Source organism: Oleiphilus sp. HI0132, assembly GCF_001635845.1.
This window is the reverse complement of the sequence record NZ_LWGJ01001337.1, coordinates 1-843: the sequence shown is the minus strand read 5'-3', so window position 1 is coordinate 843 and position 843 is coordinate 1. Positions and strand designations below refer to the sequence as shown.

3 protein-coding genes are annotated in these 843 nt (G+C 39.9%); all 3 read left to right on the top strand.

The genetic code is table 11. From position 1 onward, the window contains the following. Positions 1-59 precede the first annotated feature (59 nt). Positions 60-317: a type II toxin-antitoxin system Phd/YefM family antitoxin gene (locus A3766_RS20395; RefSeq protein WP_068507610.1), complete on the top strand. Its 258-nt coding sequence runs from the start codon at positions 60-62 to the stop codon at positions 315-317. Further along, positions 305-616, top strand: coding sequence for a type II toxin-antitoxin system RelE/ParE family toxin (locus A3766_RS20390; protein ID WP_068507613.1), 312 nt, complete (start codon positions 305-307; stop codon positions 614-616). Before A3766_RS20395 ends, A3766_RS20390 begins: the two co-directional genes overlap by 13 nt. 77 nt (positions 617-693) lie before the next feature. Continuing rightward, a partial coding sequence (locus tag A3766_RS20385) for a VOC family protein (protein ID WP_197479649.1) occupies positions 694-843 on the top strand: 150 nt, incomplete at its 3' end.

Here is an 843-nt window from a genome sequence, read left to right as displayed (position 1 = left end):
TTAGTTTTTTTTGATTTCGAGTGATACTATAGTGATACATTTTAATATAAGGTGTCACTATGAGAACTGAAGTCGTTACTACATTAAAGAGACAAGCAACGAAACTGCTTGCAGATCTGCATGAGTCAAAAGAACCTATTCTTATAACTGAACATGGCCAGCCATCAGCCTATTTGGTTGATGTGGCTGATTATGAGTTGATGGTAGATCGGATGAAAATCCTGGAAGGTATCGCGAAAGGCGAACAGGCAATCCGTGAAGGTCGAACAATGGACATGTCGCAAGCTAAAGAGAAGATGAGTAAATGGCTCAAATAATCTGGACTGAGCCAGCATTAATTAATCTGAACGATATTGCAGATTATATTGAAGTTAGTAATCCGTACGCTGCGAGGCAGCTAGTAGAAAACGTTTTCAGCAAGGTGCAGAGGCTCGAACAATTCCCTGACTCAGGCAGAGTACCTGAAGAAATTTCGACTCTAAATTATAGAGAAGTTGTAGTAAATCCTTGTCGTGTTTTCTACAAAGTAGATAGCGACTCAGCCTATATCCTTCACGTATTGAGGCAAGAAAGAGATTTACGAAAGTTTTTACTATCTTCCGAAAATAGAAGCTAACCAAGCGTTCAACCGGTCTCGCCTTCGGGTTCAAGCCGCACCTAAAGGCGTTACATGTAAAAAATACAGGGTGTATTGTGCAAGTAGATAGAATTGATCACTTAGTTTTAACCGTCAAAGATATTGAGGAGAGTGTAAGTTTCTACCAATCAGTATTGGGCATGGAAAAAGTTATATTCGGTGAGTCCCGAGTTGCGTTGTCATTTGGCAATCAGAAAATAAACCTC

Coding starts and splice junctions, on each gene's coding strand:
- A3766_RS20395 (WP_068507610.1), top strand. CDS start 60: ATGAGAACTGAAGTCGTTACTACATTAAAGAGACAAGCAACGAAACTG.
- A3766_RS20390 (WP_068507613.1), top strand. CDS start 305: ATGGCTCAAATAATCTGGACTGAGCCAGCATTAATTAATCTGAACGAT.